Below are 25,001 nucleotides of genomic sequence, written 5' to 3'. Positions count from 1 at the left end.
AAGGTGTTAGGCCTCGGCTTCGAGCAGACGCTTGGCCGATTGATTTTAATCCCTTGTGAGCTTGCGGTGCAGGCGGTGGGGCTTCGAAGCCTCGGGCCCCAGGCGCGCGATGCGGTTCTCCTGGTAGGATTCGAAGTTGCCTTCGAACCAGTACCAGTTGCCCGGATCCTCGTCGGTGCCCTCCCACGCGAGAATGTGCGTGGCGATGCGGTCGAGGAACCAGCGGTCGTGGCTGACGACAACCGAGCAGCCCGGGAAGTTCAAAAGCGCATCTTCGAGGCTCGAGAGCGTCTCGACATCGAGGTCGTTGGTGGGCTCGTCGAGCAGGAGCAGGTTGCCGCCCTGCTTGAGCGTGAGGGCGAGGTTCAGGCGGTTCCGCTCGCCGCCCGAGAGGACGCCTGAGGGCTTCTGCTGGTCGGATCCTTTGAATCCGAAACTCGCCACGTAAGCGCGGCTCGGGATTTCCGTATCTCCGACCATCATGTAATCGTTTCCGTCGGATACGACTTCCCAGAGGCTCTTCTTCGGGTCGATGCCCTCGCGGTTCTGATCGACGTATGATATCTTCACCGATTCGCCGATCTCGAGAGTGCCGCCCGAAAGCGGCTCGAGGCCGACGATGGTCTTGAACAGCGTCGTCTTGCCAACGCCGTTCGGCCCGATCACGCCGACGATGCCGTTGCGGGGCAGCGTGAAGGAGAGGTCGTTTATGAGCACGCGGTCGCCGAACGCCTTGTGCAGATGCTCCGCAACGATGACCTTCGAGCCCAGGCGCGGGCCGACGGGAATCTGGATGTCGGCGAAGTCAAGCTTCTTGGCGGCGCGGGCTTCGGCTTCCATCTGCTCGTAGCGTTCGAGGCGGGCCTTGCTCTTGGCTTGGCGCGCCTTCGGGGAGCTGCGTACCCATTCGAGCTCGGACTGCATGCGTTTGGCGAGCTTCGCCTGCTGCTGCCCCTGCGATTCGAGGCGCTTCGCCTTGGTTTCGAGGTAGGTGGAGTAGTTGCCCTTGTAGGGATAGAGATGTCCGCGGTCGACTTCGCAGATCCACTCGGCCACGTTGTCGAGGAAGTAGCGGTCGTGCGTGACGGCGAGCACCGCGCCCTCGTAGGTGTGGAGGAACTGCTCGAGCCAGAGCACCGATTCGGCATCGAGGTGGTTGGTGGGCTCGTCGAGCAGCAGCAGGTCGGGTGCTTCGAGCAGCAGGCGGCACAGCGCTACGCGTCGCCGCTCGCCGCCCGAGAGCTGCGAGACGGGGGCATCGGGATCGGGGCACTGGAGCGCATCCATCGCCTGGGCGAGCTGGCTGTCGAGGTCCCACGCGTTCGCTGCGTCGATTTCGGTTTGCAGTTGGCCCATTTCATCCATGAGCGCATCGAAGTCGGCGTCGGGCGAGGCCATCTCTTCGCCGATCTGATTGAAGCGCTCGATTTTCGCGAGGATGTCGCCGAAAGCCTGCTTGATGTTATCGATGACGGATTTATCCTCGTCGAGCGGAGGCTCCTGTTCGAGGATGCCCACCGTGTAGCCGGGCGTGAGGCGTGCGTCGCCGTTGGTGACGTCCTCGATGCCCGCCATGATCTTGAGCAGCGTCGATTTGCCCATGCCGTTGGGTCCGACGACGCCGATCTTCGCGCCGGGGTAGAACGAGAGCGTCACGTCGTCGAGGATGACCTTGTCGCCGTGCGCTTTGCGCGCCTGATACATTTGATAGATGAATTCTGCCATGTGCCTGTTCCTGAGTCGTGGTTTTTGTTGCGTGGATATTGTCGCATGAGTGGGTGCGGAATTCGATGCCATCTTTACACTGCACCGCTTCGCTACAGTCGGCGGGTTTTGGCGGACGCGGGAACCCGAGCGGCGCCGAAGCGGCCGCCTTTTCCGTTCTGCGGACAAAGCGCAGGCGCTTTATCGAGCCGATACTGGTATTATTTCCCGTGGAGGCAAGGGGATTGGAAAGAGATGTCCGAGCGAAGCAGGAAGATCAAATTGACCGGCGCGGCCTCATGGCTCGCTATTCTCGGTGCAGCGTTTTTCTGGATGTGGCTCGATAGGGGCATGTTCGGTTCCGCGCTGCTTTCCCTTTCGAGCCAAGAGGCGACCGGGGCGGCTACCGTCGTTTTGATGGTAGCGAATATCCTGAGCTTCGTCGTCGTATACGCGGTTGTTGCCAAGAAGGGCGCTTGGTCCGATTGGCCCGTCAAGCTCGTTGCGGCCGCCGCCCTCGCTGGGGTGTTCGGCGGCTTGATCTGCGTTCTGTTTCGCGGAGCGGACGACGCGCTCCTATCGTGCATCGGCGGAGCCCTTCTCGGCGCAGCAATGGGATTCTTCAATGTGATATGGGGCTTGATCGCCGTTTCTCAAGGCGTGGAGAAAACCGTTCTGCATATCTCGGGGGCCTGGGGCATCAGCCTGTTCTTCAACGCGGCCATGGCGTGGGCCCCTGTGCCCGTTGAAAGCCTGGCGGTGCTGCTGTTGCCGCTGCTTTCGCTCGCGTGTTACGCGATTCTCGGCCGGCTGCAATCGAGGGACCGATATGCGATCGAGTTTAGGTACGGCTCAGACGAACCATCCGCAAAGGGGAAGAAAGCGTTCGGCATCGATATGCAGTTCCTCGTGGTCATCCTCGTTTTTTGCTGCGCATTCGGATTCGTAAGCTGGTTCGGGGCTGCCGGCGATCCGGTCTCGACGGGTACGGATGCCGAGTACCTCGCCATTGCGCGCTGCGCGGTCGCCTTGATTTTCTTTATCGTGTGCTGCCTATTCTCGATGAAGCATGTCGGCGTTTTGCTGAGGGGCGCGCTTTCGCTGGTTGCCGCAGGCGTAGTCGTTCTGACCATCGGGGTGTTCATCCCGCCCATGAACGAGCCCGGCCGCATTTTGGTGGCGATGGGGTATTCCGGCTTCGACGTTTTGGTCTGGACGCTGATATCGTATTACTCCCGTGCGTCGGTTACGCGTGCCGTGCAGGTGATAGCGGTGGCCATGATCGCCGAGCAGATCGGTATTCTGCTCGGTATCGTAAGCGGCATCGTCGTCGACCGTATTGCCATCGGAACGTTCGAATCGAGTATTTTCCTGGCTGCGATGAACTACGCGCTGTTGCTTGCCTGCTTCGCGTTGCTCAGGCGCTACGACAGCAGGCCCATCTTATCGGACGATGCTCCTGCGGAAACGTCGCTTTCGGGTGATTCCCGCATCGCGGTCGACCGCTTTGCAGAGAACGCGCAACTGACATCCCGGGAAAAGCAGGTCGCGTATTTCTTGGCCGAGGGAAGAAACGTCCCGTACATTTCCAAAAAACTGTTCGTATCGGAAAACACCGTGAAATCCCACGTGCGCCACATCTACGAAAAGAGCGGCGTCCACAACAGGCAAGAGCTTCTCGACGAGCTCGAAGCCATCAGGCATCCCTGAAGCCAAGGCAGGCGAAAAGCGGTTCGAAGCACGGCGGTCGATTGGCCGCCGTGCTTTATTCGAGATTGTTTTCCCAGATGGATCGCTATGGTCAGTTTCTGATGAGGCTGATTCTCGAAAAAATCAACAGTTTGTGATGTGGAGCGAAGCGCACCCTGCATGCATGGTGGCGGTGTTCCCGATTGCGTGTGAAAACCGCATGGCATCGAGGGATGCGTTTATTGGGTTCATGCGTGTTGTCTGCTAGAAAAGGAGATGAGGATTATGAGGAATGAGGGATCGAAGTTGAGGAATCTCGCGGCGCTTGCTGTTGTCGCCGTAGTCGTGGCGGCTATGGTCGGCCTTGCGGGATGCGCTCAGGGAGGCGCCGAGGTTTCGAACGAGAACAAAGCTAATGCCAAGACGGTCATCAAAGCGGCGAGCAACGTATTCGCCTCGACCGAGAGCCTTGATTTGACCGATCAAGACAGTCCGGCGACGATCGATCAGAACGACCCGCGTTTCGCAGATTTCTTTAGCGAGCTGCAGGCGTACAAAACCATGTCTGGTTTGGAATTGAAGGACTGTTCGTTCACGGTGACGATCCAGAGCGTTACCGCCTCGACCGCGCGAGGCGATAGCACTCAGACGAACTACCGCTACACCATTACCGGTGCAGATATGGATGTAAACGGCGTTGGCATTTCATACGACACCAAAGCTGGATTCAGCTCCAAGTAGACGCAAACAGACAGGAGGATCATGATGCAGGGACAAAACATTTCACGGAGGAATTTCCTCGGTTTGAGCGCTGTCGGTGTGGCCGCTGCTGCGGGGATGGGTTTGGCCGGTTGCTCCTCGAAGCAGGCTGAGGGCGCGAGCGGCGCTGCGCAGGGTAAAGCGGTGAACAGCTCGGGCATCGAGGTCGACCCCTCGAAGATCACGGAAACCATCGAGTGCGAGATCTTGGTCGTCGGCGGCGGCTTCGCCGGCTTGGCGGCTGCGGTTCAGGCTGCCGAAAACGGGGACGATGTTATTCTCATTGAGGCCCAAACAACGCTTGGCGGTAACGGGCAGGGCGTGGAGGGCACGTTCGCCGTCGACTCGAAGTACCAGAAGGAACAGGGCATCACCGTCGATCGCTCGATCATCATGCACGAGGAGCTGGGCAAAGCCCAGTGGGTTCCGAACGGTTTGTTCTACAAGGATCTCATGGAGAATTCGGCAGACAACATCCAGTGGGCCGTTGAAACGTGCGGTTCGGTTATCAGCGGTCTGATCGACAACTATCCGTGCGGCGCGGTTGCCGGCAGCGTCAATACGTTCCATTGGTGGGAGGATGGCGCAGCGTACGTTGGCTACATTCAGCCGATGGAAAAGAAGCTTCGCGAATACGGGGCAAGCATCGATCTGAACACTCGGGGCCTCGAGTTCAGCTATGCGGAAGACGGTTCCATTGCGGGCGTGATAGCGCTCGATGCGTTCGGCGACCTTGTCGAATACGCCGCCAAGGCAATCATCATAGCAACGGGTGGCTTTGCGGACGACGACAAGCGCTTGAAGAAGCTGGGATTCAGCATGGATACGCTCGAGCGCATCGGCACCCCCGGCCACTACGGCGACGGCGTCAACATGACGCTCGCGGCAGGCGCCTCCGAGTTCAACGGCGTATGCTACCTGAAGTACAACCGTATCAGCCATGGAGACGTCGAGATATTCGGGCCGTTGTGGACGGGTTTCTGCTTCGGCGGACCGTTCCTGTGGCTGAACGAGGATTGCGAGCGCTTCGTTGATGAAAGCATGGCCCTTCGCGTCGGCAACGTGGTCACGCAGTCGGCTCCTATCCACAATCAGCCTAATTGCACGGCGCTGAGCGTGTTCGATCAAACCGTGTTCGATCAGAAGATCGCCGAAACCAAAGACATGGCAGACGAGTGGGCGGTAAGCGTCGAAGAGCAGTGGCAGACCATTCTGGAAACGGGCGACGATGGTTTTATGGCCGACACCCTCGACGAGCTTGCGGAGAAGGCCGGCGTCGATGCGGCAGCCTTGAAGGCGGCGGTCGACGAGTACAACGCGGCGTGCGCTGCGGGAGTCGATAGCCTGTTCGGCAAGGATAAGGAATACCTTCAGGAGATCAGCACGCCTCCCTTCTACATCAGCCGTATTCACGAGGTGATGGAGGGTCCCTTGGGCGGCGTGGTGACCGACCGCACGTTCCGCCCCTTGCTCGAAGAGGGGGGACGCATCGAGAACGTGTTCGTGATCGGCCTCGACGGTATCATGCTCTATCGCGACGTGTACCCGATGGACGTTCCAGGATCGGCGAGCGCGGAATGCCTGAACGGCGGCCGCGTATCGGCCAACGAGGCTCACAAGCTCATCAAGGGGTAGCGGCTTCCGATCGGCTTTGCTTTGCGGCGGACTCCGGCGGGGTCCGCCGTTTTTGTTTCCGGAGGATTGTCGAAGCTGCGCGGAGATGCGTTTGGTATGGTTGTGTCAGTTTGCCGCCATGTCGTTGCGCACGCAAAACGCTGTGTCGTATGGGTATGCCGAAGGAGCTTTGATTCCGATGAAAATCGACCGCATGTTCAAAATCGTCTACCTGCTCATGGGCCGCGACAGGATGACGGTCGGCGAGCTCGCCGAGCATCTCGAGGTCTCGACGCGCACCGTCCATCGCGATATCGAATCGCTCATGCAGGCGGGCATTCCCCTCTACACGAGCCGCGGATCCGAGGGCGGCGTGTCGCTCATGGACGGATTCGTGCTCGACAAAGCGGTGCTTTCGGGGGAGGAGCAGGCGCAGGTTCTGTTTGGATTGCAGAGCCTTCCGAGAGACGGGGCCCTCGATGGCACGGCGCTGAGGAAGTTGAAAGCGCTGTTCGGGGGGCCGGAATCCGATTGGATCGAAGTCGACTTCTCGCGGTGGGGCTACAAGCAAAAGGACGATACCCAGTTCGAAACCCTGCGCAGCGCCATCCTTCTCGAGCAGTCGATCCGATTTCGCTATGCGAGCTCGCACGGCTCGATAACCGAGCGGAAGGCTTACCCGCTCAAGCTCGTGTTCAAGTCGAGGGCGTGGTACCTGCAGGCGTTCTGCCTCATGCGCAACCAGTACCGAACGTTCAGAGTGACCCGGATGATCGACGTCGGATTCGGCGACGGGCACTTCGATCGGGACCGCTTCGACGTTCCGAAGCTCGAGGCGGAAGGCCCGCGCTCCTTTGAGCTGGTCACGCTCGAGCTCGTGTTCGAACCCCACGTGGCCTCGCGGGTGTACGACGAGTTCGACGTCGATGCGATCGAGGTGTCGGACGAGGGCGGGCTGCACGTGTACACCCCGTACCCCGACGGGCCATACCTGTATGATCTGCTCTCGTCGTTCGGCAGCGCGGTCGAGGTAATCGAGCCCGAATACGTGAGGAGGCGGCTTGCGGGGGATGGCGCCGACGATTCCGCTCGCCGTATATGACACACAGCTGTCATATACGGTGTGGGACAATGGGGCGAACCACGCTTGAGAGGAGACGCAATGGACTGGAACGAGCGGTATTCGGCTGAAGACCAGCCGAGCTTGAAGGCTATAGACGAGTTCGTGAACACGGAGCTGTGGTCGGATATGAATACGTTTCTGCGGGAAAGCTACGGGGTCGAGCCCGAAACGTCCTACAGCTGCTGTTCGGGGCAGCCGGGCTGGAACGTGAAGTACCGCAAGGCGGGCCGATCGCTGTGCACGCTGTACCCGATGGAGGGCTTCTTCATCGCGCTCGTGGTCATCGGCAACAAGGAGTACGACGAGGCGCTCGAGGTCATCCCCGAATGCACGCCGTACACGCGGGCGCTGTTCGAGCGAACGCAGCACAGCGCGGGCGGGCGCTGGCTCATGATCAACGTGACCGATGAGGCCATCCTCGACGATGTGAAGCGGCTCGTGCAGGTGCGCCGGAAGATCAAGCGCTGAGGCGGCGATCGCCGGCTTTCGCCGATCGTGCTACCATATGCTCCGACAGGGGTGAAGACAGCATGTTCAAGGAAGTCAAAGATGTCGAAGACGGTAAAGCTCCGGGTCTGATCGACATGGACGAAACGTTCTTCAGGCGCGTATACGAGCAGGTGGCGCGGGTGCCCGAGGGCACGGTGTGCACGTACGGCACCATCGCGGAGCTTGCGGGATACCCGAGGGCTTCTCGCGAAGTCGGCTACGCTATGAGCCGCGCCTTGAGCGAATGGAACCTCCCGTACCACCGCATCGTCAACGCCAAGGGAACCCTTGCGCCGGCTTATGCGTTCGGCGGCAAGGACAAGCAGCGCGAGCTTCTTGAAAGCGAGGGCGTGACGTTCGTGGACGAAGAGACCATCGACATGAAAAAGCATCGCTGGCCGCCCGAGCCCGTTTCGGGCGAATCGGAGCCTGAGCAGCTTTCCCTGCTGTAGGCGCTTCGATCGTATCGCCCTCGTTGTGCCGCTAACGAATGGATGACGGGGGGCGATTGGCGGCGGCCGCGCTGATGCGTCGTGGTACCATGATGCGATTGTGTTGCGCAGCCAAGGAGCGAGCTTTGCCGATAAGAGTCGATAACGAACCCCGAATCAACCGAACCGTCATTGACGACGACCAGCTGAAGAAGATGCTCTCATCGAGCAAGCCGTCGTTTCTCCAGCAGAACAAGTTCCGTATCGTAACGCTGGTTCTTATCGCTATCAATGTGATCGTATTCGCGATCGAGGCCGTGCTTGCCGGTTTCAGGGTGAGCATCCCTACGACCGTGCTCGTCGACATGGGAGCGATGTACGCGCCCCTGATCCAATCGGCCGCCGATCTGTACCGATTCGTCACACCGATGTTTCTGCATGTCGATCTCATGCATCTGGCGTTCAACATGGTTGCGCTCTACAGCGTAGGCGAAGTGCTCGAGCGGGTGCTCGGGCGCGGCAACTTCCTGCTGCTGTACTTCATCGGCGGCATCACCGGCAACGTGATTTCCTACGCGTCGAGCGTGTTTCTGCCCGGGCAGGCGGTCGTGAGCGCCGGTGCGTCTACAAGCGTGTTCGCCCTCTTCGTGGCGGTGGCGCTCCTGGGCTTGCTCCACAAGGGAAATCGCAGGTACTTTTCGCAGTACAGCAAGAGCATGCTCAGCATCATAGCCATCAACGTCGTCTACACCTTCCTGGTGCCGAGCATATCGATCAGCGGACACTTGGGCGGAGCGCTCGGCGGCCTGATCGCCATGTTCATGATCCCGAGCAAGAACCTGCGGGTGCCTGTAGCGGTTCGGGTCGTCGTTGCCGTAGCGTGGGTCGCCTCACTCGGATGGCTCGCAGTGTCGCAGGGGATCGTAGGATCGTAGGCTTGCAGGCGCGCGAAGCAGGTTGCGGTGCCTTGCATCCGGCTCGGTTCGCCGGCGGGGTCGGGCAGCTTTTGCCGCCGTTCATCCCGCGGGGTGTTCCCATGCGGGACTGACGAGCTCATCCACTTTCTTGATGAGTGGATACCCTGTGGCGGCGCCCGCTACCGCTCCAACGGCGTTGGCGAGCCAATCACCCGGCGAAAGCGCATAGTCGAAGGCAAGGAAGGCAAGCGCCTCGTAAGCGACTCCGACGAGCCCTGCGAGAATAGCCGCCATAATGCACGCCGAGGCGAGCGGCATGTGCTGCCACAGTGCGTTGACGAGCACGATGCTCAGGACTGCGAATCCAAGAACGCTGCCAAGGGGCGAGGGGATGCCGAGGTTCGGCCCCGCGATGAGGACGACGCCCGTCCAGGCGAAAACCAGCACCCAGCGCATGACGGTAAGGGCTTTTGGCCTCTTGTTCGGCATCGGCGTGCTCACTGCTCTGTTCGACGAATCGTGTTCCATGCTGAAACCCTACCACGGGCTTTCGGCGGCATCGAGCGCAGCGCGCTCCTGTGCCCGTTTCGTTATGTAATCTAAACGCTTACGTTTCGGCAGCGATACCCGTCCGTGCATTGCGCCTGCGCCTTTTTTCGCGCACTCTGAAACCATGCATTGCGTTCGAATTGAAACGAGAGCGCACCGTGGCCTTCGAAGGAGCAGACGATGGAAAAATACGATGTTGTGGTAATCGGATCGGGGCCGGGCGGTGCTGCTGCGGCCTACGCGCTCAAAGACGGCGGTAAACGGGTCGCGCTCGTCGAGGACGATCTGTGGGGCGGCACCTGTCCCAACCGGGGGTGCGACCCGAAGAAGATGCTCGTAAGCGGCATGGAGGTGGTGGAGCGCAACAACCAGATGCTCGGAAGGGGGTTCTCCCTCATCGAATCGATCGACTGGCCCGAGCTCATGGCTTTCAAGCGCTCGTACACCGATCCGTTTCCCCGGTCGTTCAAAAAGGGCGTCGAGGCATACGGCATCGACGCCATCGAGGGATCGGCGCGCTTCGTCGGCGACAACCGCATCGAGGCGGGCGACGCTGTCATCGAGGCGGACGCATTCGTCATCGCAACGGGGCAGCGGCCGAGCATCCTCGGCATCGAGGGCAGCGAGCATCTCCTCACCAGTACCGATTTCCTCGACATGGACGAGCTGCCGAAATGCATGGCGTTCCTCGGCGCGGGCTACATAGCATTCGAGCTGGCGGCCATCGCGAGCGCGGCGGGCAGCGAAGTCACCATCGTCCACCACAACGACAGGCCCCTGAAGGGCTTCGACTCCGATCTGGTAGACAGTTTGGTCGAAGCGTACGAGGACAGGGGCATTTCGTTCGCGTTCGATGTGGACATCGAAGCGATTGCGGAAGACGAACGGGGCTACCTGCTTCGAGGAAGGGGCTCGGGCGATCGGGAGTATGTCGAGCGGTTCGACTGCGTGGTAGGCGCGACGGGGCGCATCCCCAACGTCGAGGCGCTCGATCTGGAAAACGCCCATGTCAACTACGATGGACACGGCATAACGGTCGACGGCTTCCTTCAAACGTCGAACCCGGCGGTCTACGCGTGCGGCGACGTCGTCGCCAAGAAGGCCCCGAAGCTCACGCCGACCGCTTCGTTCGAAGGCGCCTACCTTGCGCGGCGCATCCTCGGGAGCGCAGCCGAGCCCTTGGCGTATCCGCCCATCGTCTCGATCGTGTACGGGAGCCCGAAGCTCGCCCAGGTCGGAGTGAGTCCAGCGGAGGCGGCCGAGCGCGACGGGTCGTACAAGCTCGATGAGATGGACCTTACGAACTGGTTCACGTACCGCCGCATCGGGGAGCCCGTCTCGAAGGTGAAGCTCGTGCACGAAGGCGATCGGCTCGTAGGCGCCAGCGCCCTGAGTTCGCAAGCCGATGCGCTGATCAACCATCTGGCGATACTGATCGACAACGCTATCGTGCATGAGGATTTCAATCGGATGATTCTCGGTTCGCCGACGCTTGCGAGCGATCTGCCCTCGCTCGTCTAGCGCGGCCGAACATAGCGAAGCGGTGCCCCGTTGCGGATCGGATCCGAGCGGGGCACCGCTCGTTTGCGCCTGATGACAAGCTTATGGGTGCGACATGCGGTGGTTTTGCCGCGCCGTCGTGCGACAGCGTCCTTTTACGCGAAGAGCGGTGCAGTGAACCACTCCTTCTTCTCCCAGTCGCCCCTGTTCGAAAGCGCGTGGAACGCCTCTTCGAAGAACTGCTTGATCTCGCTTTCGGGGTCGTTCGCGTCGAGCGCCCGTTCGAGCGGCAGGAAGTATTCTGCCTTCTCGGTGCTGTAGAAGCCGAGCGACGAGGGGCTGAGCGTATGCGAGAGGTCTTCCTCGACGAACGGGTAGGGCAGCACGAAGAAGCTCGGATTGTCTTCGGCCTCGTCGCCCGGCCAGAACCCGAACTCGATGAGTTCCTCGTCGAAGGCGACCTTTTCGATGATGCCCTCGCCCGGGAAGGGTGCCGGCTTGCCGCTGTACAGGACGCCGGTTACATCGAACGTTCCCCAGAACAGGTTCGGCAAAGCGGTTTTGCAGCGGAATCCCGAGAGGAAACCGAGGATGATTCGGTAGGCGAACGCGAACATGCCAAAACCTTCGATAGCTTCGCCCGCATCATAGCGACGCGGTTCGGTGTTCTCATCGAAGGGCGTGGTGACGCTCATTTCTTGGGGCACGGGATTGATGCGGACATCCGCACCGATATCTTCGAGCATGCGTTGGAAGTCGGCGTAGTACTCGGCGACGGATCGTCCGTCGCGCAGACCGAAGGAGCTTTGCTTCCCGTTGGTGCCCACGGCGGTTACGGTCGAGTCGAAGAGGTCGATCGTGACGGTGCACGCCGCACCCGAATACGGCACGAGGCCGGTGGTGAACCCCCGGGCAGTCAGCGGAAGGGTGACCTGCTGCCATTCGGGTTGCGCGGGCATTTCGGCGAGTTTGAACTTGCCGAGCATCTGCGAGACGAGGTGTATCGTTTGCGCGGTACTCGCCCAGGATGAGTAGGTGGTTGCTTTCATGTCGTCTCCTTAATCGAAGGTTTTTTCTCGGTTGTCGGGCGCATCGGCCCCGGTGCGCTCCAGCCGCTTCTCTACCAGCTTCAGAAGGGCGTCGGCGATGATGGCGAGGCCTCCTGCGAGGATTGCGCCCCAGAGGATCTTGACGGTGTTCATAGTCCGGAGTCCGTCGAAGAGCAAGGTGCCGATGCCGCCTGCGTTGATGAGCGCGGCGATGGTGATGATGCCGATCGTCGAGACGGCGGAGAGCCGAATGCCGGTGAACAGGACCTTCTTGGCAAGCGGCAGCCTGATCTTAACGAGGATCTGCATCGTGCTCATGCCCATGCCGGTGGCGGCTTCGATGATGGCGGGGTCGACGCCTTCGAGTCCCGCGAGGAAGTTGCGCAGCAGAAGGTACTGGTTGTAGGTGACCAAGACGATGAGGGCCGTGGTGGTTCCCAGCCCCGTCAGCGGGATGAGCAGCACGAACAACGCCAGGCTCGGGATGGAGTAGATGATCGAGAAGAGGTAGGTGAGCACGCGCGCGAGCGTTTTCGAGTACATCGACGCGATCGTCAGAACCGCTGCGACGGCGAGCGATACGACAAGCGTTATCACGAGCAGCTCGAGGTGCTGGAGCAGGGGAGTGATCAGCTTGTCGGGATAGGAGAGGAGGTAGTCGATCATTCGAGCTCCTCCCAAAACCGCTCCTGCTCGCGTGCCGACGCGATGAGCGATGCGGTGAAACCGTCCGCGGGGTTGAGCGCGATGTTGCGCGGGGTATCGAACTGGCGCACCCGTCCGCCGTCCATGACAATCACGCGATCTCCCAGCTTGAACGCCTCGTTGATGTCGTGGGTGACGAAGAGGAAGGTTTTGCGCAGGTCCTTGTGGAGGCGAAGGAGCTCGTCTTGGAGGCTGGTGCGGGTGATCGCGTCGATTGCGCCGAACGGCTCGTCGAGCAGCATGATCTTCGGGTCGACGGCGAGCGCGCGGGCGAGTCCCACGCGCTGCTGCTGGCCTCCCGAAAGCTGCGAGGGGTAGCGCCCCCGGTATTCGCGCGGATCGAGCCCCACCACCTCGAGCAGTTCGTCGACGCGGCGTTCGATGACGGGCTTCTCCCATTTGAGGAGCTTCGGCACCGTAGCCACGTTGTCGGCGATCGTCATATGGGGAAAGAGGCCCACCTGCTGGATCACGTATCCGATGCGCCTTCTCACGACGACCTTGTCGACCGTCGAGATGTCCTCGCCGAACAGCATGATGGTGCCCTCGGTGGGCTCGTATAAGCGGTTGACCATCTTGAGGAGGGTGGTCTTCCCGCATCCCGACGTGCCGAGGATGGTGATGAACTCGCCTTCGTCGATCGAGAGGGAAACGGAGTTCACGGCCGGTGCGCTGGCATCGGGGAACCGCTTCGTCACGTCGATCATCTCAATGGCTTTCATAGTGGGGCATTCCTATCGTCTTCGTTCGGCAGAGCCCGCCTTGTTCGACGCGGCTCGCCTGGGTTCGGTGCTTCTCGTCGGCGTTCCTGCCGCAGCGCTACTTGATCGAGTCGTAGTACTCGCGAGCCACCTCGTCGTATTCGCGCTTATCGACGTCGACGGCGGCGTTTAAGGCCGTGACGTTCTCGGTGGTGAGGGTTGCGCTCACCTTGTTGAGTATGTCGGCGATCTCCGGGTTGGCGGCAAGGACGTCGTTGCGCACGATGGGCGCGAGGTTGTAAGGAGGCCATACCTGCAAGTCGTCGACGAGCAGCGTGTACTCGTCGGTGTTCGTGAGCTGGCCTTCGGTGGTGTAGGCGGGCGAGACGTCGCCTTCGCCGCTTGAGAGCACGCTGTACTTCAGGCCGTTGTCGTACACCTTCGAGGATTTCCAGTCGAACGTTCCGTATGCGGCTTCGAGGGCCGGCAGGCCGTCTTCGCGCGCGTCGAACTCGCCTTGCGAGGCGAAGTTCAGCTCGCTCGCGTGTTTCTGCAGATCGGATATAGTCTTGATGCCGTACTGGTCAGCTACCGAGGTGCGGATGACGAGGCCTTGTCCGTCGTTCGCCTGCGAGTAATCGAGCCAGGTGATGTCGAACCGCTTGTCGTACTCGTCCTTGACGGTTTCGTACACCTTTTCGGGGTCGGTGATCATATCCATGTTGAGCACCGAGAGCAGGCCGGTTCCGGTGTATTCGGGATAGAGGTCGATCTCGTTGCTCGTGATGGTGGTGTGGATGACCGAGCTCGCCACGGCGGGAACGCGCTCGACGGTATAGCCCGCATCTTCGAGCGCGATCGCGTAGATCTCGCTTACGACGATGTTCTCGGTGAAGTCCTTCGAGCCTACGCGAACGGTCGCCTTGCCGTCGTCGTTCGAGCCGCCGGCGCTGCCGCACGCGACGAGCGTTACCGCAAGACCTACCACGGCGAGGCAGGCAACAACCTGTTTCAGGGGTTTCATTCCAGAACCTTCTTTCCTTCTTGTGTGTCGGTGCGTTCCCAATACGTATTCCAGCAGATCGAAGAGCAGGCTTACGGCGAGCGAGATGAGTGCAACCGATACCCCGCCCACGATGACGAGGTCCATACGGTTCAAGCCGAGGCCCGTGAATATGAGCTCGCCCAAGCCGCCTGCGCCGATCTTCGCGGCAAGCGTGGCACTCGCGATGATCTCGATCGCGGCGGTTTTCATGCCGGCGAGGATGAGAGGGGTGGCCAGCGGGAAGCGAACCTTGAACAGCAGCTGCCGATCGGTCATGCCGAGGCCGAGGCCCGTCTCCACGATTGCGGGATCGACCTGCGCAAGGCCCGCCGTCGTGTTCATAAGGATGGCGGGCACGGCGAGCAGGACAAGCGCGATCGATGCGGGCAGCACGCCCGTTCCCATGATGGGGATGAACAGGAGCAGGATCGCGAGGCTCGGTATGACGCGCAGGACTTGGAAGAATGCGAGCAGGGGCTTGCCGCCGCGCTGGTGCTTCCAGCAAAGGTAGCCGCACGGCACGCCGATAACGACCGCGATGGCGAACGCGATGGAGCTGATTTCGATATGCTGCAGAAAAGCCTGCTGTAATTCGGATCCGTTGGTGCTCAGGTATGCGAGAATCTTTTCACCCATAAGAACTGCTGTCGCCTATCTGTTGGTGGCCGGGCGCGTTCTACATGCCCACGAAGGCACGGGCTTCGAACATGAGGTCGCTGAACTCCCTGACCGTCTCGTCGCGAGCCCAGTCGCGTTGCAGCTCGCAGATCATCTGGGGGATCGTGATCAGCTGCGCGCCTTGCTGCTCGATGCGGCGCAGCGCCGTTTCGTGGGCGAGCAGGCTCGTGCCGCCGACGGCGTCGACGACGGGATACACCTCGTAGCCCTCGCGCATGGCATCGAGCGCGGGGAAGGCGAGGCAGACCTCGGTCCACAGCGCGCACATGATGAGCTTCTTTCTGCCGGTGCGCTCGACGGCGGCAACGAACGCGGGGTCTTCCCAGGAGTTCATGGTCGTGCGATCGATCGATTCGACGTCGCTCAGAACCTCGCGCAAAGGCGGAATCGTGTCCTGGTTGCGCGTGGTTGCAACGTTCACCGTGGTGAGGACGACGGGCAGGTCGAAGGTCTTGGCGGTGCGGGCGACGAGCACGATGTTGTTGATGATGTCGCTTGCGCGGGCGGAGCCTACCGAGTGAATTTGGGTGGGCTGGTAATCGATGACGATAAGCGCTGAGTTTTCGGGGGTGAGCAGATGATCGGTCTGCGGGTTACGCGGTTTTGCGGCGGTGCTCATAATGGCGTTCCTTCCAATTGGGAGCCAAAGGATATCTTTTACAAGGATTGTAGTTCGCCCCTGCCGCTTTCGGGCGAAGCGTTGCCTGTGTCGCCGTCTTGTTACCGCGCCGTTAGGATGCGCGGCGGCTTTCTCCCGCAGGCGTGCAGCAAACGGGTGGACCGGCTGGCCGCATCGGGCAGATCGTTGCGGGAAAGCGGGCGATAACCGCAGATACCGATCTGCGGTTGTGTAGATTCTTCGGGCTGTCGAATGGATACTGGCTGCGCGCGCAGGCGGCATACGATATGGAGACGACATCCCGCAAGATCGCCGACGAGCTTGCTTCGATTCAGCCGTGGGACAAAACGCCGGCATAGGGTTTTCGATTGCGTGGTTGCCGTTCGAGCACGGTTACGGCAGAGCGCCGGGGCGGCATGGGAGGATGGGCCGCCCCGGCGATGCGGGGGATACTACCGGTGCATTGCGGGAGATCGAGTGCTGCGAGCTCGGATCTGACCGGTCCTTGCTAGGCCAAAGGCGTGGCGGCGATGTTCTTGCCGGCCACGTAGCCGTAGTACATAGCCATGGAATGGCTGATGCCCGGCATCTTGAACGGGTACTTCACGGCGAAGCGGTCGCCCTGTATGTTGCCTACGGCGTACAGGCCGGGGATGGGCTTGATGTCCTTGTTGTACACGCGGCACTCCTCGTCGGAACGCAGGCCCCCCATGGTGGTGAGGCAGAAGCCGAGGCCAGTGCGCTGAGCGCAGAAGGGGCCGTCCTGTACGGGCCACAGGTACTTCTCGGACTTGCGAAAATCGTCGTCGTAGCCGTTAGCGCACATCTCGTTGTAGCGCTCGATGCTCGCAAGGGCGCTTTCCGCATCCATGCCGGGGATGGATGCGAGCAGCTCTTCGATGGTGTCGGCCTTGAAGACGGTCTCGCCGTCCACGCGCTCCTCCATTTGAGCCAAGGTCCACGGTCCGCGGCCGAGTACGCGCCCCTTCACCGGGTCGAAGGATTGAGGTGCTTGCTCGTCGAGATGCGAGTCGAAGATGAGGAAGCACTTGCCCTGGGGCTGCGATTCCAACGCCACCTCCACATCGGTACAGTCTATCTCTTCGTTCATGAAACGCTCGCCGTTGTAGTTCAGGTGCAGATGGGGCGTGGTCATGCCCACGAGGCTCATGTCCGCCGTGTCGGCGTGGCCACCCATGACGTGGCACATGGGCGCCATGTTCAGGCTGAAGTCGGCACCGGCCCACGCACCCAGGCGGTAGCCGTCGCCCGTATTGGTGAGGTTGCCTTCCGCGTCGTAGTTGGGCCATGGATTGAGGTTGCCCACCTTCACCACGGTCGGGTAGAACTTAGCCATGATCCCCTCGTCGCTTTCGCATCCGCCGGTGGCTAGGATAACGCCGTTGCGACTGGTGATCTTCTTGTACTGGCCGGTCTCGGCGTTGCGGACGTAGACGCCGCGCACGGTGCCGTCCTCGTCGGTGATGAGCTGCTCGGCGAAGTGGCCGTAGAGGGCCTGGCCCCCGGCGTCGATTGCGCGTTGGGCGTTCTCGTTCACCACATGCTCGTGGTCGGTGAAGTAAATGCGCACGGGGTAGAACGCCTTGTTCTCGGTCCAGTCGGCATCGCGATAGCTCATCGACGAAACGGCGTAGGGGTGCTCGAGGCTCTTCTGGAGGTACTGCCCGTTGATGGCGTCGGCTTCCTCGGGGGAGGAAGGGTAGTAGATGTCCGGATCGCCTGCGGCCCACCAGTCGAACACCTCTGATTCGTTCTGCATGAACTTGCGCACGATGCGGTAGTTGGAGTATCCGCCCGAGTTGCCCCATTCCTCCTGGGCGAGCTCGTCGATGTCGAGCTCTGGAAGGCCCAGACGCTCGTTGAGGGACCCGTTGACGTAGCAGTAGTTGTCGGAGCGACACTGCGGCGCAGTGCCCTTTTCCACGGCGATGACGCTGAGTCCCTCCTCTGCGGCGGAGCGGAAGGCGGCAACGCCCGAAACGCCCAGGCCGACGATGACGGCGTCGGCTTCAAGCGTCTCTTCTATCCGGTCTTCGGCGATGGCTTCGGGTGCGTCGGGCCAGGGGTATTCCGAAGTGCCCGATGCCGAAGTGCCGGTGTTCTCTGGTGCAGCTTCGGAGCTGCTCGCGGTGCTTTGGGGCGCGCAGCCTCCGAGGGCGGTCACGGCGCCGCCGAGGCCCAGAAGGGCGGTTCCCGTGAGGAACGCGCGGCGCGATAGCCCGCGGGCCCTGTTTTCTGTTGTAAAGGCTTCCTGCTCTGTTTTCGGTGTCTGCATAGTGCCGATCCCCTTTCTTGAGTTGCGATCAAAGCGGCGTACAGGGTGCCGTGTCATCCCGCCGACTCGTCGGCCGCAGACGATGCTTTCGCGCCAACGGCCGGGGTGCAGCGGGTGCAAGGCGTGGGCGCAGTATGGCTCCTGCGGCGAAAGGGCACTATCGCTCAGGGGGTATGAAAGCGGTGTTCCTTGTCACCCGAAAACGGATGACAAGGAAGAAACACCAGATCAACTAAATGAAAAAAAGAACCGTGCGGTCATTGCCAGAAGAGGTCGATGAGCTGGTCTCGGGAGTGGACGCCGGTCTTCTCGTAGATGCGCCGAATATGGGTTTTCACGGTGTTGCTGGAAATGAACAGCTTTTCGGCGATATAGGGTGCCGACCGCTTCTCGAGAAGCAGCACGAGGATTTCGGTTTCGCGTTCGGACAGGCCGTAGATGGCGGCGAGCTCCCGTTCCCGACGATGGGCCTCGCTGTCTTCGCGCTGGGGGCGCCTGCGCAGCAGCGAGAAGGCGACGACCGTCAGGAAGACGATGCGCAGCGAGATGCTGATGGATTGGGCCAGGGCGTCTTCCAAGTACGGGTACAGGCTCATGACGAGGAGCGCGAAGCCGAGTACGATAACGTTGACGAGGCTGGCGGCCAAGGGGAGGACGGCGCGCGAACACGATTCCCTTGAAAAAGCCGTGAGGAATATGGCACCGATGGCCGCGTCGCAGAACCCGAGCACCGGGTTGAAGCTCGCCGACGGGCCCAATGTGTCCAGGCCGCTCGTCTGCAGGAGCCATGCAACAACGAGGATCGATATGCAGGCCAGCGAGCCGACTTTGCACAGGATGTCGCCTGCGGATGCTGCGGCGGCGGTTCTTCCCCTGGCTGCGATGATGCCGATGGCGAGGAGCAGCGCTCCCGCCAGCAGCGATCCGAGGGTGCTTGCGATGGAGACGCCCTCGCCGGCGTCGCTTCGAATGACAAGGGATTCGCTGTTGGCACCCCACATGCAACCGATCGTGAATACGCAGAGCAGCAAGCATCCGATGTTGATCCAGCTGTGTTGGAAGAATTCTCCGAGATCGTGCTTGGGCGCGGGCGCCGAGGCCTCGCCGAGAGGGGTTTTAACTGGACGTATGGAACCGACGAGAAGGAGCGCCACCATCGCGTACAGGGCGAACCAGACAGCGGTGCCCAGATGGCTCGGAAAGGCCGATACCAGGACCAGCTTCATGAGGGCGGCAAGGAAAAGCCCCGCACCGGCGACGAGCAGGGCCTGGGCGCGCGAAAAGCAGTGGAGTTCCGCCTCGATGCAAACAAGGGCGAAACCGAAGCCGACGCCCAAGAGGATGCCGGCTGCCACGGCGGCTACAGCGACGCCTTCCCCGCACAGGGCGATGGGAACGGCGGCGACGCTGGCAGCGAGGAACCCCGCACAGAAGTTGCGGCGCAGCGCGAAACCGAGTGCGGCTGAAATCGTCAGAAGGACAGACGTTGCGAGCGCCGAGGCCAGGGCGGAGCGAAACACCGTCCAGAACGTACTTGCGAGCTGGGAGGTAGAGGCGACGAGCCGGCTGAGGTCCGCGAAGATGAGCAAGAGGAGGAATAGGGACGCTACTGCAAGAACCGTCATGCCGCCGCGCACTGCGGGCAGACCTTGCCCTTTGCGGATGTTCACGAACCCAAAGCCTCCCTCTTTGATCCGAAAGTGCCTCATTATATCACAGGGCAGTGCGGAGCCGGGAGCTTCCGCCTCCGCACTGCCCTGTGATCGCTTCCGTCGCGGTTTGGCTGCCACGATCTGGGGGGAAGCCAGGTGAAAGCCGAAGCCCGAGCGGGTTTCGCGAGAGCAATACCTTGGGCGGCCGATCTCAGTTTGGCGTTTCGGAACCCTCGCTGCTCGCTTCGCCGAGGCGCCTGCCCTGTTCGAGCTCCTCGAACTTCGCCTTCATGGTGGGGTTGTTGCGCGTAAGCTTCTTGATGGTGAGGTTTTCGGCTTTGTCGTTCGCGAGGCGCAGGTTCCTGTCGGAGGACAGAAGCGCGTCCTTCGTTTTCTGCAGGTGGTCGATCGTCTTGTCGATCTCGTCGATCGCGGTTTGGAACTTGCGGCTTGCCAGCTCGTAGTTGCGCGCAAATCCCGTTTTGAAATCGTTCATCTGCTCTTCGAAGTTGGTGATGTCGATGTTCTGGCTGCGCAGCGTCTGCAGCTGCGCCTTGTACTCGAGCGAGTTCATGCCCGCATCGCGCAGGAGCGTGATCATGGGGATGAAGAACTGGGGCCGGATGACGTACATCTTCGGATAGCGGTAGCTCACATCGACGATGCCGGTGTTGTACAATTCGCTTTCGGGTTCGAGCAGCGAAACGAGGATGGCGTATTCGCATCCCTTGGTCGTGCGGTCCTTGTCGAGCTTCTTGAGGAAATCCTCGTTCTTGTGCTTGGTGACGGTCTCGTCGTTCTCGTTCTTCATCTCGAACATGATGGAGACGATCTCGTTGCCGTTCTCGTCACACTCGCGGAAGATGTAATCGCCCTTGCTGCCCGAGCTGGCATCGTTGTCCTTCTCGAACTGAGCTGCCCTGAAAGCGGTTGCGCGCAGCTTGTTGAATTCGGTCTCGCAGTGCTGTTCGAGGGTTTCGCCGACCATCTTGGTGGAGAGCTTCGCCTTCATGTCGCGCAAACGCTCGATCTCCTGATCCTTGAAGCGGATGATCTCCTGTTTCGATTGCAGTTCGCTGTGCATCTTCTCTTTGTACGACGCCTCGATCTGCGCCTTCTCGCTTTCCTTGAGCTTCACCTCGTTGGCGAGCGCATCGCGTTCCCGTTCGGCTTTCGAGACGGCCTCCTGGACGGCGAGCTGCTTCTGCGTCTCGAACGCGGCAACCTGCGCCTGCAGCGCATCGCGTTCTTTTTCGACGCCCGCAAGCGCTTCCTGTACCGCGAGCTGCTTTTGGGTTTCGAATGCATCGAGCGCTGCCTGCAAGGCGTCGCGCTCCTTCTCGAGCTTGGCGGCGGTCTCTTGTACGGCGAGCGTCTTCTCGTTGCCGAAAGCCTGTATCTGCGATTTCAGGCTTTCGATCTCGGAATCCTTTTGGCTGAGGGCCTCCTGCACCTGCAGATTCAGCTTGGATATCTCGGCATCCTTCTGCCCGAGCTCCCTCTGGTTTTGGGCGGCGAGCTTTTCTTGGGCAAGCTGCACCGCCTGATCCTTCTCGCGTTGCATCGCCTGCTCGCGCTCGCGGATGGCCTCGTCGAACTCGTGGTTGCGCACCTGCTGCACGATCGCGGCGTAGCCGGATTCGTCGACGGTGAAAACCTGTCCGCAATGCGGGCACCTGATCTCGTTCATGCAAGGCCTTCTTTCGCTCTGCTCGGGTAGCTCGTGTTGGTTGGTATTGTAAACGAGGTTGTACGGGTGCGTGTACCGAATTGGGGGCAGGTACCGCTTCTTGCGGGCGGTGTGACGGCGTTTTTCGAGCGAAGCCCCATGCCTCCTTCGCGGTATAGGTGTCCTTATATTGGTACATGTGCTGTGTCGATGTGCGGTATCGTGCGGTGCATAGAAACAAAACGACGAACGGCGGGCGCTATGGAAAAGGAATACGGAAAGCTGGTTGAGGAGCTGCGTCGGGAACGGGCGCTTCTGGTTCGGTTCGAGGAGCTCGAGCGCAAGCGAGAAGCCGAGGCGATGGCGAGCATCGAGGGCAAGGCGAACGCGGTTATCGAGCTGCTGGTTGCCTATCGGCGTCCTGCTTGAGGCGGATAGGGCGGTTCGACTGCGGCGTTTGCGAATCGTGCCGATCAGCTAGGTTTCGCTTCGAGGCGGGCGGTGTACAGGGGCTTGTAGGTTGCGCCGTCCCGTGCAAGCGTGCTCTTGAAAAGCGTGACCGCAGAGGCCTCGTCGTTTAAGGGAAAGGCGAGGGGCGGAAGATCGGTTCGGGGGATACGTACGCGGCGTGCGAGGGTGATGTGGGGCTTGAACGGCTTGCCGTCGTAAGCGACTCCTCGGGCGCCGAGCTCCTCGCGCACGGTTTCGGCGAGGCGCATGAGATCGGGCGTTGCGGCGATGCCGAGCCAAAGCGTCGCGTCGCTTGCACGACCGAATTTCCCGAGGCCGTCGCTTCGCAGGGGGATGGCTGCGGCATTTGTGCAAGCTGCTTCGATGGCGGATGCGATGCCTGCTTCGGTCGCTTCGCCGAGAAAGGCAAGGGTGAGATGGTAGGTTTCTGCTGCAAGAAAGCGCCCTTCGACAGCATACTTCAGCTGCCGCGAGAGCGCAGCGATATCCGAGGCGAATGCCTGCGGAAGCTCGAGTGCGACGAATACTCTCACGGCGGCCCCTTAGATGACGATCCCGTTTGTGTGGTCGATCTCGTGCTGGATGATCTGCGCGGTCCAGCCCGTGTACGTTTTCGTTCTCTCGTGAAAATCGGCGTCCTCATAGCACACCTTGATGGTGCGGTAGCGCGTGCTGGGGCGGCGTCCGATAAGCGAGAGGCATCCCTCTTCGGCGTCGTAAGCGCCTGCGCTGCTGACGATTTCGGGATTGTACATGATGCGATGGGTTCCCTCGTCATCGAAGACGATGATGCGCTTGGGCACGCCGATCATGTTCGCGGCCATGCCCACGCACTCGTGAGCATGCGCGGCAAGCGTGTCGAGCAGGTCCTGGGCCGTTTGAGCGTCTGCGGTGGTCGCAGGTTCCGACGGACGGGCGAGGAATATCTCGTTGGTCATGATGGGCTTGATCATGGGTGCTCCGGTTCTTGCAGGACGAACAGTGTACATGCCTCAGTGTAACCGAGCTTTCTCGTCCGTGTGCCTTCTTGCGAACGCCGATAGTGCGATTGCTGTTAGAATCTCCATTTGACTTCGAGTGCACTCCAGGTTCTACAATCGTAGAAAAGCAAACGAACAGGAGGCATCAATGAGTAAAAAAGCACTGGTGGCGTACTTCTCGTGCAGCGGTGCGACGAAAGGCGTCGCAGAATCGCTGGCGGAGGTGGTGGGAGCCGATCTTTTCGAGATCGAGCCCGAAGAGCCCTACACCGACGCCGATCTCGATTGGACGAACAAGCAAAGTCGCAGCACGGTGGAGATGAACGATCCCTCGTCGAGGCCTGCGATCAAGAGCGCCGTTGCCGACATGAGCAGCTACGAGGTTGTGTTCGTCGGCTTTCCCATCTGGTGGTACGTGGCACCGACCATCATCAACGCGTTCCTCGAATCATACGACTTTGCTGGCAAGACGATCGTACCGTTCTGTACGTCGGGCGGAAGCGGCGTCGGCCGCACCGGCGAGGTGCTCCAAGCGCTTTGCCCCGATTCCGTTTCGTGGCGTCCGGCCAAGCTGTTGAACGGCGCATCGCCGACGAGCCTGCGGGCATGGGTCGGGAGCCTGGATTTGTAGGGACTCCGGGCACACGGGCACGGGTGCGTTGCCAGGTTGCGCCGCCGGGGCTCTTGCGCAGCGTTGACGCCGTCCGTTTTCGATGCGAGTTCGAGAGTTCTTGCGACGGCTTGCCGGTTCGCCGCCAAAATTCATGTGCGGACGGTTGCCGATGCCCTAAATCTTTTTCGGTCTCGTCGTAAGCAGACGCACGAACGTGCCGAGCCCGTCGGGCAGGGGTTTGTAGCGTTTGCCGTGGAGCCACGTGTCTTGTGCATGCACGCCTTCGAGACTCGCCGGTTCGATGTCGAGCAGGTTTACAGCGCAGGTGAAAAAGCTCGCCTCGTAGCCTTCGCGCAGAAGGCCCTTCTTCTCGCCGAGCATCTCTCCGCCGTTCGCGGTGTAGGTTTTGAGCGCCTCGTAGGCCGAGAGCGACTGGTCCTCGACGTAGAACTCGCGCATGCCGCGCATCTGGAGGAACGGGTCGACCGATTGCACGGGCGCGTCGGTCGATCCGCAAAGCGGCACGCCCGCTTCGGCCAGGCGCGCAAGGGGAATCTGGCTCGCTATCTGGCTTTCGCTCAGGTAGCGTTCGTAGCCGTGCAGGTAGCGTTTGTCGATCCAGGCGTAGCCCGGCTGCACCGTGACGAAGGGCTTCAGCTCGCAGACGCGCTTGACGGCATCTTCTGAGGGGAACTCGCAGTGATCGATGCGGTGTCGCCCGGGTATGCGCTCGAAGATGCCCACCAGCTGGTCGATGGCCGCATCTCCTATGGCGTGTGCCGAAACCGTGTACCCGCGGTTCGCGAAGCCCTCGACGGTGCGGGCGAGCTCGTCGGTGTCGAAGTAGAGCGAGCCTGTGGAGCCATCGGCGTAGGGCTCCGAAAACGCCGCCGTGCGCGATCCCACCGACCCGTCGAGCTCCCACTTCATGCAGCCGCCCACGCGGTTCGCTCCCATGCGGGGGAGCACTTTCTGGAGCTTCGTCTGGTCCATGTACTGGGGGAACAGGCGGACGTCAAGCGGGAAGCGCTGCGCGAGGAGCGCGGTGAGCTCGGCCATGCGGTCGCGTTCGCTGTCGTCGGTTCCCTCGAGGGCGCACACGGTACCGATGCCGTAGGCGGCGCACTGGTTGCAGAAGTGCGCGATACCGTGCGCGAGCGCAGCAGGCGTGATGCTCGAGGCCAGGTGGTCGGTGAACTTCCCGAGGTTCGCATCGTGGGCGGGGCCGGAAAGTATGCCGTCGGGTGCGACGTCCTCAAGCCCGAGCGCGTCGAGGAGGGCCGATGAGCACGCTCCCGAATGGCCGTCGATGTTGATGATCCAGACGGGCGCGCCGCCCGCCCACTCGTCGAGCTCATGGCGGTTGGGCAGGCGCCCCTCGTCCACGGCGGCGGATACGTAGTTGCTGAAGATGAGGAGCGACCCGGGCTTCGATTCCGCCGCGTATGAGCGAATCTTTTGCTCGAGGCCCGCAAGGTTGTGCGGTTCCACGCCGCCGTGCACGATATCGCAGATCTGCTCTCCCATGCTTGCGAGCGCAATGCTCTCGAGCATGTGCAGGTGCGCATCGATGAGCGCGGGGAACACGTGCGCGCCCGCGAGGTCGACCGTTTTCGCGTTCGAGCCGTCGGCCGGCTCGTCGAACCCCGTGATCACGCCGTCTTCGACCGTCATCGTGGCGTGCGTGTCGGTCTCGCTTTCCATGGTGTGGAAGGTTGCGTTGGTGAAAACGGTCTTCATGGCGGCTC

24 protein-coding genes are annotated in these 25,001 nt (G+C 61.2%); 11 read left to right on the top strand and 13 right to left on the bottom strand.

What is annotated here, in order from left to right; all coding sequences use genetic code 11:
- Positions 1–45: 45 nt before the first annotated feature.
- On the bottom strand, positions 46–1,725 hold the full coding sequence (gene ettA / locus MWL89_RS11825) for an energy-dependent translational throttle protein EttA (RefSeq protein WP_244386207.1): 1,680 nt from the start codon (positions 1,723–1,725) through the stop codon (positions 46–48).
- A gap of 234 nt (positions 1,726–1,959) precedes the next feature.
- Between ettA and MWL89_RS11820 the strand changes: the two genes are divergently transcribed.
- The 7 genes from MWL89_RS11820 to MWL89_RS11790 all read left to right on the top strand — a co-directional run bounded on the left by MWL89_RS11820 (position 1,960) and on the right by MWL89_RS11790 (position 8,744).
- The gene (locus tag MWL89_RS11820) at positions 1,960–3,414 is read left to right on the top strand and encodes a helix-turn-helix transcriptional regulator (RefSeq protein ID WP_244386206.1); all 1,455 of its coding nucleotides are present in this window, start codon (positions 1,960–1,962) and stop codon (positions 3,412–3,414) included.
- A 264-nt stretch (positions 3,415–3,678) separates the two neighbouring features.
- Entirely contained in the window at positions 3,679–4,134 is a 456-nt protein-coding gene (locus MWL89_RS11815; protein WP_102377542.1) for a hypothetical protein, read from the top strand.
- A 21-nt stretch (positions 4,135–4,155) separates the two neighbouring features.
- On the top strand, positions 4,156–5,787 hold the full coding sequence (locus tag MWL89_RS11810) for an FAD-dependent oxidoreductase (RefSeq protein WP_279611917.1): 1,632 nt from the start codon (positions 4,156–4,158) through the stop codon (positions 5,785–5,787).
- A 178-nt stretch (positions 5,788–5,965) separates the two neighbouring features.
- On the top strand, positions 5,966–6,868 hold the full coding sequence (locus tag MWL89_RS11805) for a helix-turn-helix transcriptional regulator (RefSeq protein WP_244386205.1): 903 nt from the start codon (positions 5,966–5,968) through the stop codon (positions 6,866–6,868).
- A 60-nt stretch (positions 6,869–6,928) separates the two neighbouring features.
- Positions 6,929–7,357, top strand: coding sequence for a DUF3788 domain-containing protein (locus MWL89_RS11800; protein ID WP_244386204.1), 429 nt, complete (start codon positions 6,929–6,931; stop codon positions 7,355–7,357).
- Between the two features lie 62 nt (positions 7,358–7,419).
- Positions 7,420–7,830 (top strand): MGMT family protein, encoded by a 411-nt coding sequence (locus tag MWL89_RS11795; RefSeq protein ID WP_244386203.1) that lies wholly within the window; start codon positions 7,420–7,422, stop codon positions 7,828–7,830.
- 125 nt (positions 7,831–7,955) lie between these two features.
- The gene (locus MWL89_RS11790; protein ID WP_244386202.1) at positions 7,956–8,744 is read left to right on the top strand and encodes a rhomboid family intramembrane serine protease; all 789 of its coding nucleotides are present in this window, start codon (positions 7,956–7,958) and stop codon (positions 8,742–8,744) included.
- An 81-nt stretch (positions 8,745–8,825) separates the two neighbouring features.
- On the opposite strand, the gene MWL89_RS11785 is transcribed toward MWL89_RS11790, so the two are convergent.
- Complete coding sequence (locus tag MWL89_RS11785) at positions 8,826–9,254, bottom strand: hypothetical protein (RefSeq protein WP_244386200.1); 429 nt, start codon at positions 9,252–9,254, stop codon at positions 8,826–8,828.
- Between the two features lie 201 nt (positions 9,255–9,455).
- Here MWL89_RS11785 and MWL89_RS11780 point away from each other — a divergent pair, with 201 nt between their 5' ends.
- Positions 9,456–10,796, top strand: a complete 1,341-nt coding sequence (locus tag MWL89_RS11780) for a dihydrolipoyl dehydrogenase family protein (protein WP_244386198.1) — start codon at positions 9,456–9,458, stop codon at positions 10,794–10,796.
- 134 nt (positions 10,797–10,930) lie between these two features.
- On the opposite strand, the gene MWL89_RS11775 is transcribed toward MWL89_RS11780, so the two are convergent.
- The 5 genes from MWL89_RS11775 to MWL89_RS11755 all read right to left on the bottom strand — a co-directional run bounded on the left by MWL89_RS11775 (position 10,931) and on the right by MWL89_RS11755 (position 15,572).
- The gene (locus MWL89_RS11775; RefSeq protein WP_244386196.1) at positions 10,931–11,824 is read right to left on the bottom strand and encodes a DUF5996 family protein; all 894 of its coding nucleotides are present in this window, start codon (positions 11,822–11,824) and stop codon (positions 10,931–10,933) included.
- A 9-nt stretch (positions 11,825–11,833) separates the two neighbouring features.
- Complete coding sequence (locus tag MWL89_RS11770) at positions 11,834–12,490, bottom strand: ABC transporter permease (RefSeq protein ID WP_244386189.1); 657 nt, start codon at positions 12,488–12,490, stop codon at positions 11,834–11,836.
- Positions 12,487–13,251, bottom strand: a complete 765-nt coding sequence (locus tag MWL89_RS11765) for an ABC transporter ATP-binding protein (protein WP_244386187.1) — start codon at positions 13,249–13,251, stop codon at positions 12,487–12,489. The genes MWL89_RS11770 and MWL89_RS11765 overlap by 4 nt, the downstream gene beginning before the upstream one ends.
- A gap of 97 nt (positions 13,252–13,348) precedes the next feature.
- Positions 13,349–14,911, bottom strand: a complete 1,563-nt coding sequence (locus MWL89_RS11760) for a glycine betaine ABC transporter substrate-binding protein (protein WP_244386185.1) — start codon at positions 14,909–14,911, stop codon at positions 13,349–13,351.
- A gap of 40 nt (positions 14,912–14,951) precedes the next feature.
- On the bottom strand, positions 14,952–15,572 hold the full coding sequence (locus MWL89_RS11755) for a hydrolase (protein ID WP_102377552.1): 621 nt from the start codon (positions 15,570–15,572) through the stop codon (positions 14,952–14,954).
- Between the two features lie 143 nt (positions 15,573–15,715).
- Between MWL89_RS11755 and MWL89_RS11750 the strand changes: the two genes are divergently transcribed.
- Complete coding sequence (locus tag MWL89_RS11750; RefSeq protein WP_244386183.1) at positions 15,716–15,931, top strand: HigA family addiction module antitoxin; 216 nt, start codon at positions 15,716–15,718, stop codon at positions 15,929–15,931.
- A gap of 149 nt (positions 15,932–16,080) precedes the next feature.
- Here MWL89_RS11750 and MWL89_RS11745 read toward each other — a convergent pair whose 3' ends face one another.
- From MWL89_RS11745 to MWL89_RS11735, 3 genes are all read right to left on the bottom strand, one after another.
- Positions 16,081–17,868, bottom strand: coding sequence for an FAD-dependent oxidoreductase (locus MWL89_RS11745; RefSeq protein ID WP_244386181.1), 1,788 nt, complete (start codon positions 17,866–17,868; stop codon positions 16,081–16,083).
- Between the two features lie 257 nt (positions 17,869–18,125).
- Positions 18,126–19,538 (bottom strand): helix-turn-helix transcriptional regulator, encoded by a 1,413-nt coding sequence (locus tag MWL89_RS11740; protein WP_180994960.1) that lies wholly within the window; start codon positions 19,536–19,538, stop codon positions 18,126–18,128.
- 193 nt (positions 19,539–19,731) lie between these two features.
- Positions 19,732–21,210: a DUF2130 domain-containing protein gene (locus MWL89_RS11735; RefSeq protein WP_244386180.1), complete on the bottom strand. Its 1,479-nt coding sequence runs from the start codon at positions 21,208–21,210 to the stop codon at positions 19,732–19,734.
- 240 nt (positions 21,211–21,450) lie between these two features.
- Here MWL89_RS11735 and MWL89_RS11730 point away from each other — a divergent pair, with 240 nt between their 5' ends.
- On the top strand, positions 21,451–21,618 hold the full coding sequence (locus MWL89_RS11730; protein ID WP_180994961.1) for a hypothetical protein: 168 nt from the start codon (positions 21,451–21,453) through the stop codon (positions 21,616–21,618).
- Between the two features lie 44 nt (positions 21,619–21,662).
- Here the strand turns inward: MWL89_RS11730 and thpR are convergent, their stop codons facing one another.
- Together thpR and MWL89_RS11720 are read right to left on the bottom strand one after the other, a co-directional pair.
- Positions 21,663–22,193, bottom strand: coding sequence for an RNA 2',3'-cyclic phosphodiesterase (gene thpR / locus MWL89_RS11725; protein WP_244386179.1), 531 nt, complete (start codon positions 22,191–22,193; stop codon positions 21,663–21,665).
- Positions 22,194–22,202: 9 nt separating this feature from the next.
- On the bottom strand, positions 22,203–22,613 hold the full coding sequence (locus MWL89_RS11720; RefSeq protein ID WP_244386178.1) for a peptide deformylase: 411 nt from the start codon (positions 22,611–22,613) through the stop codon (positions 22,203–22,205).
- Between the two features lie 175 nt (positions 22,614–22,788).
- On the opposite strand from MWL89_RS11720, the gene MWL89_RS11715 reads away from it, so the two are divergent.
- Positions 22,789–23,271, top strand: coding sequence for a flavodoxin (locus MWL89_RS11715; protein WP_244386177.1), 483 nt, complete (start codon positions 22,789–22,791; stop codon positions 23,269–23,271).
- Positions 23,272–23,427: 156 nt separating this feature from the next.
- Here MWL89_RS11715 and MWL89_RS11710 read toward each other — a convergent pair whose 3' ends face one another.
- Positions 23,428–24,993, bottom strand: coding sequence for an amidohydrolase (locus tag MWL89_RS11710; protein WP_244386176.1), 1,566 nt, complete (start codon positions 24,991–24,993; stop codon positions 23,428–23,430).
- Positions 24,994–25,001 lie beyond the last annotated feature (8 nt).

The organism is Raoultibacter timonensis, assembly GCF_022845715.1.
In the GTDB taxonomy this organism is placed as follows: Bacteria; Actinomycetota; Coriobacteriia; order Coriobacteriales; family Eggerthellaceae; genus Raoultibacter; species Raoultibacter timonensis.
The sequence above is the reverse complement of the archived record's forward strand: the minus strand, read 5'-3'. Positions and strand labels throughout refer to the sequence as shown.